The following is a 6,305-nucleotide window of genomic DNA, read 5'->3' as shown; positions in this document are numbered from 1 at the left end:
CATTGATCGAATGCTTGAGGCTGAACGAAATCGATTCCGGCTCGAGCTGGCCCGCCTCGAGCTTGGAAAAATCGAGGATGTTGTTGACGACGGTGAGCAGGTTTTGGGCCGATTCATGGGCGATGCCCGCGAGGCCGCGCTGCTCGTCATCGAGATGGGTCGCAGTCAGGAGGTCGATCATGCCCATCATGCCGGCCATCGGCGTGCGGACCTCGTGGCTCATCATGGCCAGGAAGTCGGACTTGGCCCGGCTGGCGGCTTCCGCGGCGTCCTTGGCGACGCTGAGCGCCTCGGTGGTCGCGATCAGCTCGCTCTTCTGCGTCTCGAGATTGTTGCGCGCCTGGACCAGATCGGAGAGCCGCTCCGCAAGCACGGCGGCCGCGCGCTCGCGTTCGGTGACGTCCTCATGGGTCGACACCCAGCCGCCGTCCGGCGTCGGTACCCGCCGAATGGCGACGATGCGTCCATCGCTCCCCCTGAACGTAAAGTCCGCGCCGTCCGGTCCGACTCCGGTATTTTCGTCGATCGGTTGATCAACCCTGTCGCCTCTGGCGAAGTGGTGCCGCAGCACGTCGCCGAAGAGCGTGCCAGGCCTGTCGAGTCCCTCCGCCAATCGATAGATCTCGCGGAAGCGGGCGTTGGACATCACGAGCTTCTTGTCGGCATCGAACAGGGAGATGCCCTGCGACATGTTGTTCAGCGCGGTGTCGAGGCGCTGCTTGCCGAGCGTGAGCTGCCGCTCGGAAGCCTGCCGCTCCTGCGACGTCTGCCAGCCGATCAACAGGAAGATGGCGACGATCACGACCGTCACCAGGCAGGCGACCACGATCAGCAGCCTGGTCTGCTCGCGCCAGTCGGCGAGCGCCGCGTCGGTCGTGACCGCCGCGACGATGACGAGGGGAAAATTGTGCATCAGGCGCGCCGAAGCGATCCGGTCCACGCCGTCGACGGCACTGATGACGCCCGCCGTCGCGGGTCCCGGCCTCGAGATCGCCTGTTGAAATGCGGGTCCCCAGCGAACGTGCTTGCCGATCATCGCATCGACACGCGGAAACCGCGCCAGCAGTTCGCCGCTGACGCTGGCAATCGAGACGATGGTATTGTCGCCAAGATCCAGCGTGTCCAGAAATTTCTCGAACTGATGTGGGTCGACCCGTCTGACCATGACCCCGAGGAAGACGCCGTTCGCGTTGGTCAGTCTGCGGGCGATGATCGTGGTCGGCCGACCCGTGACGCGACTGACAATCGGCTCCGCCAGCGTTGTCGCCGGCGTGGAATTGGACTTGAACGAACGGAAATAGCTGCGATCCGCGATGCTGATGTTTGGAAGTGTCCCCGCCTGCGAGGTGTTGATGGCCTGGCCGTCGGAATCATACAGAAAGACATCGCCGGTGTCGAAGGCTTCGCTGAGCTCGCCGGTCAAGAGCTCATGGATGGCGGAGGTTGACAGACGCCGCTTGAACTCCCCGGGAGAAGCCATCTCGGCAATCGACAGCCGCAGCGCCAGATGCGCCTGCGCGTCGGCGAAGTCCTCGAATTTCTGATCGAAGTGGCGGGCGAGCAGAAGGGTGGTATTCTCGAGGTCGCGCCTGCTGACCGTGATGGCGCGCTCGCGAAAGCTGTCGATCATGGCTGCGGTGCCGATTCCGATCCCGACGATCAGCAGGAGGCCGCTCAGCACGATCCAGATGATGCCGAGTTTCGCCTGCCAGGCTTTGCCGGTCGCCGGATCGTCTTCTCCAACCGAAGCTGGTTTGGGGTCCGCTCGGTCGAACGCGATTTGAGAATTTGTCACAGTCAGCCTCCCGGACCAGCGTTAGCGGGCGATTGGTTGAAAAAGGCCTTAGAGAGACCGTGATCGTATCGCCGCGCCGCGCATCCAGCGCGCAATGGCAACCGAGTCGTTACCCGTCGGGCCGGTGAGCCGCGCCGGCAAACGACAATCCCCGTGGTTCCACGGGCGGAAGGCGAGACGGCCAGGCATCTCGTCGCGCCATGTGTCGTCCTGTTGTGATGTGGTCAGGCCGCCGCAAGTCGAGAACGCAGCGCTCGCTGGTTTCGTTCGGATCGGCGCTCCCGACATTTTGAGCGACGAAATTAAGGATTTCCGCACGAAAGTCCTTGACGCTGGACGTGAATTTCAACCGCGCGGCATCGAGTGGCGCGTCGTTGCGGCTTGCGGCCACAAACGGACCGGCTCGAGAACCGACCTGATCGATGTTGTTGAATTGATGCGGCGAAGCGAGGATCTGGGTCGGCGAAAACATGCGCGGGTCGACTTTGAACGACCCGCCTTTCTGATCCTCGAGCCCGCAGGCCCCTGGATCGAATGCTCTGTCGCGGACATTTCGCACGGTGGCGCCCGCCTGAAGGTCGGCGGCCTTGCGCTGCCTCAGACATTCCTCCTGCTGTTGACGCCGGGTGGCGAGGTCCGGCGCATTTGTCGACCGATATGGCGGTGGGGCGAGGAGATCGGCGTCCGCTTCGTGACCCGCAAACAGCTTCTCGATCCCTACGACTGCCTGGCGTCAAACTGAAGCTCGCCTTGGGTTTCCGTAACCTTGGGTTTCCATAACCTTGGGTTTCCATAACCTTGGGTTTCCGTAAATCGACGGACGTTTCATGGGAGCGCGGCCGTCCCGGAGCGACATGCGTCCGTGCAGCATGACGCGGCCGGCGTCGATCCCCACCTCCGGCTTGCGAGGGTTTAGTGAGGCAGCAGGATGGGAGCGTTTGCCGATTCGACCGAACCGGAAAACGTTGCAATGGCTGCTCGGCGCAGCGTCAGGCGACGTCCGATTGCACGCGGTAGCGGATCGGCATGCCGACGAGCGCGGCTTTGGCGGCGGCTTCATGCGTCGCGCCCTTCAGCCGCACGATGCTCTCGCTTTCGCCGACGGTCACCTCGAATTGCGCGGGCGTCAGTCCGGTTGCACTGAGCGCCTGTTCGATGGCGCTCCGCGTCGCGAGCAGGCGCAGCGCGGGCTTGTAGATCTTGCCGATCGGCGTCAGCGGCATCTCGGCGAGCACGCAGATCGATTTCGGCCGGGCTGCGGGCTCACTGACGCGGGTGGCGATGAAGGCGAGCAGCGCATCGGCCTCGATCTCGGCGCCGGCCTTCAGCGTGACATAGGCGACCGGGAGTTCGCCGGCGTAAGCATTGGGCTCGCCGACCGCGGCGGCGATCGCGATGTCCGGATGCTGCAGCAGCGCCTCCTCGATCAGGGCGGGATCGATATTGTGCGCGCCGCGGATGATGACGTCCTTGGCGCGCCCGGTGATGAAGACGCGGCCGTCCGCGTCGACATGGCCGAGGTCGCCGCTGATCAGCCAGCCCGCCTCGAACGTGCCTTCATCGCGCGCAGGCTCGCTATAGCCTGGGCCGACATTCGGCCCGCGCAGCGCGATGATGCCGGTCTCGCCGGGCGGGCAGGGCTGGTCGAGATCGATGCCCTGCGAGCTGCTGCGGAAGGCGCGCACCTCGGTGAACGGCAGCCGCAGCCCGGTCGATCCCGGCACGCGGTCACCGTGGAAGGGCTCGATGGTGACGACGCCGGCGCATTCGGTCATGCCGAGAATGTTGCGCACCGGCTTGCCGATCCTGCGTTCGAAGGCCTCCGCGAGCTCGGTCGGCAGCGGCGAGCCGCCCGTCAGCATCAGCCGCAGGCTGGAAATGTCGGCATCGACGCCGACCGCCATCAGCGCGCTCATCACGGTCGGCACGCCGCCGATCGCGGTCACGCCGTAATGCTCGACCTGCCGCCAGATGCGATCGACGAAGCCGCGGTTGCGCATCCCGAGCCGGGTCGGAATCAGGATCGCGCCGCCGGCCGCGAACACCGACAGCCCATAGACGAAGGCGCCGGCGACATGAAACAGCGGAAAGCCGTTGATCAGCACGTCGTCAGGCCCAAGGTCAGCCATCAACGCGGCGGCGCGGCCGACGAAGGCCTGGTTGCGGCGGGTGTGCACGGCGAGCTTCGGTGCACCGGTGGTGCCGCCGGTGTGAAAAAACGCCGCCACGCTGTCGGTGTCGCCATCGATGGCAAAATCGAGCGCGTCAGCGTTTTCGCGCGCGATAAGGTCCTCGAAGCGGCCATCCGAGCCTGTGGTCGCCGCATCGGAGTCGCAGTCGAGAACATGCGTGAGAAAGCCGGCCTCGCGCAGCGCGGGCGCAAGGCGCGGCCAGATTTCGAGATCGCCGTTGTCGCCGAGCACGACCGCGACTTTTGCATTCGCCGCCCGCAGCAGCGACGTGACGTGCTCCGGCGCCAGCATCGGATTGATCGGGCAGGCGCGGCCGGCGACCTCCGCGGCCCACAGCGCGATCTGGGTCGAAAGCACATGGGGGCCGAGAATCGCCACCGCGTCGTTGTCGGCGACGCCGAGCCGGCGAAACAGATTGGCGGCCTGCCGGATGCGGCCGGCGAATTCCCTGTAGCTCAGCGCGAGGTCGGTTTCGGCCGCGCCCATTTTGCGGAGGTAGCGAATTGCCGGCCTGTCCGGATATCGCGCGGCGGTCGCCTCGATGATCTCGAACGGCGAGGGGTGCGGCAGGAACGCAGCCCATCCTTCGCGCTCGATCGCGGCAATATCGGCGGCGCTGCGCACGATGTGCTTCATGGTCACGCCGGCTCCTCCCTGCTGTTGCGTCAATCTACAGGCAGGCGAGTGCCGGCGGGAAGCCCGGTCGGCGGCCGCGGGCGAACGTCGTCTTTCACACGAAAAAGGCGGCCTTTCGGCCGCCTTCTGCCGTCGGTCGCATCTGTGCCCTACTGGCAGAGATGCCGTCGGCCGTCGTCGCCGCGGAAATAGCTGCCGGGCGTGCAGGCGAACCAGCCCTGCGTGCCGTTATTGTAGTTGAACCAGTTGTCGCCGGGAGCGGTATTGGCGGCCGCATCGTTGCGGGCGTAACGGCGATTGCGACGGACCGTGGTGTTGCCCGGCTGGGCGGGCGGGTTGTCGTTCCAGCCCTGTTGCCAGCCCTGTTGCCAGCCCTGTTGAGAGCCGCCATTTTGCTGCCAGCCGTTGTTTTGCCAGCCGTCGTTCCAGTTCCAGTCGTGATGATTCCAGTCGCCGTTCCAATCGCCGTCGGCGGCGCTCTGCTGGCGATAGGCCTCTCGGCGCTGATAGTCGCCGGTATAGGGATTGTTCGGCCCCTTGTTCTGGCAATTGGCATCCGGATAGAACTGCGCGCAATAGCCGGGATTGGTGATCACCTCCTGCGCCATGGCAGGGCCGGTGACGGCAAGGCCTGTGAGGGCAACGCCGGCAAGCGCCGCAGCCGCGCCGAAAACCGAAAGTCTGGTCATGCATCTCTCCATTGTTGGGGATATCGACCAACGCCTGACGTAGGCGGACGTTGCCAGATTCGACCGGCCGGCGATGTCAAACGCGGGTGATGCGATTTGGCGTTTCTCGTGAACGGCCGTTACCGTGCGGCTGCGAAGGCGGCCCGCGACGGCCGGTCGGAATCCCGGGTCTCGGGGTTCCGCTCGGCATGCAGCATGCCGCATGCCGTTCGAGGCCGGCCATATTGCGGCGGTGTCTTTCGATCGCCTCGCGCCGCGGCGAGCATCATCTCTCCCGGTAACGCAGCGCGTCGACCAGCAATGCGAAGGCCTGCGCCGGCTGCCTCCGGCTGGGATAGTACAAATGATAGCCGGAAAACGGCGCACACCAATCCTCCAGCAGGCGGATCAGCCGGCCCTGCGCGACGTCGTCCTTGATCTGATCCTCCGGCAGATAGGCCAATCCGAGCCCGGCGCGCACCGCCTTCAGGCGCAGCGCGATGTTGGTGAAGACCAGCTGGCCCTCGACGCGGACCCTGAGCGCGCGGCCGCGTTTCTCGAATTCCCAGGGGTAGATGCCGCCATGGGTGGGCAGGCGGATATTGATGCAGGCGTGAGCCGTCAGATCCTGCGGCCGCTTCGGCTTGGCGCGCTCGGCGAAGTAGGAGGGGGCGCCGACCACCGCCATGCGGAAGTCGGGCCCGATGCGCACCGCAATCATGTCCTTTGCCACCTGCTCGCCGAGGCGAACGCCGGCGTCATAACGTTCGGTGACGATGTCGGTCAGTCCATAGTCGACGACGACCTCGACCTTGATTTCGGGATAGCGCGGCAGCAGCCGCTCGAGCGCGGGCCACAGGATCGATTCCGCGGCGTGCTCGCCCGCGGTGATCCGGATCGAGCCCGCCGGCCTGTCGCTGAACTCGCTCAACCGCGCCAGCTCCGTCTCGATTTCGTCGAAGCGCGGGCCGAGCGTCTGCAGCAGGCGTTCGCCGGCGTCCGTCGGCGCGACGC

The 6,305-nt window shown here is 65.6% G+C and carries 5 protein-coding genes; 1 reads left to right on the top strand and 4 read right to left on the bottom strand.

Annotated elements, in window-relative coordinates; translation table 11 throughout:
- The coding region (locus WCB02_RS03625; RefSeq protein ID WP_423956471.1) for a PAS-domain containing protein at positions 1-1,795 on the bottom strand (1,795 nt) is incomplete at its 3' end.
- A gap of 436 nt (positions 1,796-2,231) precedes the next feature.
- Here WCB02_RS03625 and WCB02_RS03620 point away from each other — a divergent pair.
- Positions 2,232-2,537 (top strand): PilZ domain-containing protein, encoded by a 306-nt coding sequence (locus WCB02_RS03620; RefSeq protein WP_423956470.1) that lies wholly within the window; start codon positions 2,232-2,234, stop codon positions 2,535-2,537.
- A gap of 247 nt (positions 2,538-2,784) precedes the next feature.
- Here the strand turns inward: WCB02_RS03620 and WCB02_RS03615 are convergent, their stop codons facing one another.
- The 3 genes from WCB02_RS03615 to WCB02_RS03605 all read right to left on the bottom strand — a co-directional run.
- Complete coding sequence (locus tag WCB02_RS03615) at positions 2,785-4,623, bottom strand: AMP-binding protein (protein ID WP_423956472.1); 1,839 nt, start codon at positions 4,621-4,623, stop codon at positions 2,785-2,787.
- Positions 4,624-4,772: 149 nt separating this feature from the next.
- Positions 4,773-5,312 (bottom strand): hypothetical protein, encoded by a 540-nt coding sequence (locus WCB02_RS03610; RefSeq protein WP_423956469.1) that lies wholly within the window; start codon positions 5,310-5,312, stop codon positions 4,773-4,775.
- Between the two features lie 265 nt (positions 5,313-5,577).
- The coding region (locus WCB02_RS03605; RefSeq protein ID WP_423956468.1) for a LysR substrate-binding domain-containing protein at positions 5,578-6,305 on the bottom strand (728 nt) is incomplete at its 5' end.

This window comes from Bradyrhizobium sp. (assembly GCF_049581145.1).
In the GTDB taxonomy this organism is placed as follows: Bacteria; Pseudomonadota; Alphaproteobacteria; order Rhizobiales; family Xanthobacteraceae; genus Bradyrhizobium.
The sequence above is the reverse complement of the archived record's forward strand: the minus strand, read 5'-3'. Positions and strand labels throughout refer to the sequence as shown.

Bases quoted from the DNA above. Each gene is read 5' to 3' on its own strand.
- WCB02_RS03620 (WP_423956470.1), top strand. From the start codon at position 2,232: ATGCGGCGAAGCGAGGATCTGGGTCGGCGAAAACATGCGCGGGTCGAC.
- WCB02_RS03615 (WP_423956472.1), bottom strand. From the start codon at position 4,623: ATGAAGCACATCGTGCGCAGCGCCGCCGATATTGCCGCGATCGAGCGC.
- WCB02_RS03610 (WP_423956469.1), bottom strand. From the start codon at position 5,312: ATGACCAGACTTTCGGTTTTCGGCGCGGCTGCGGCGCTTGCCGGCGTT.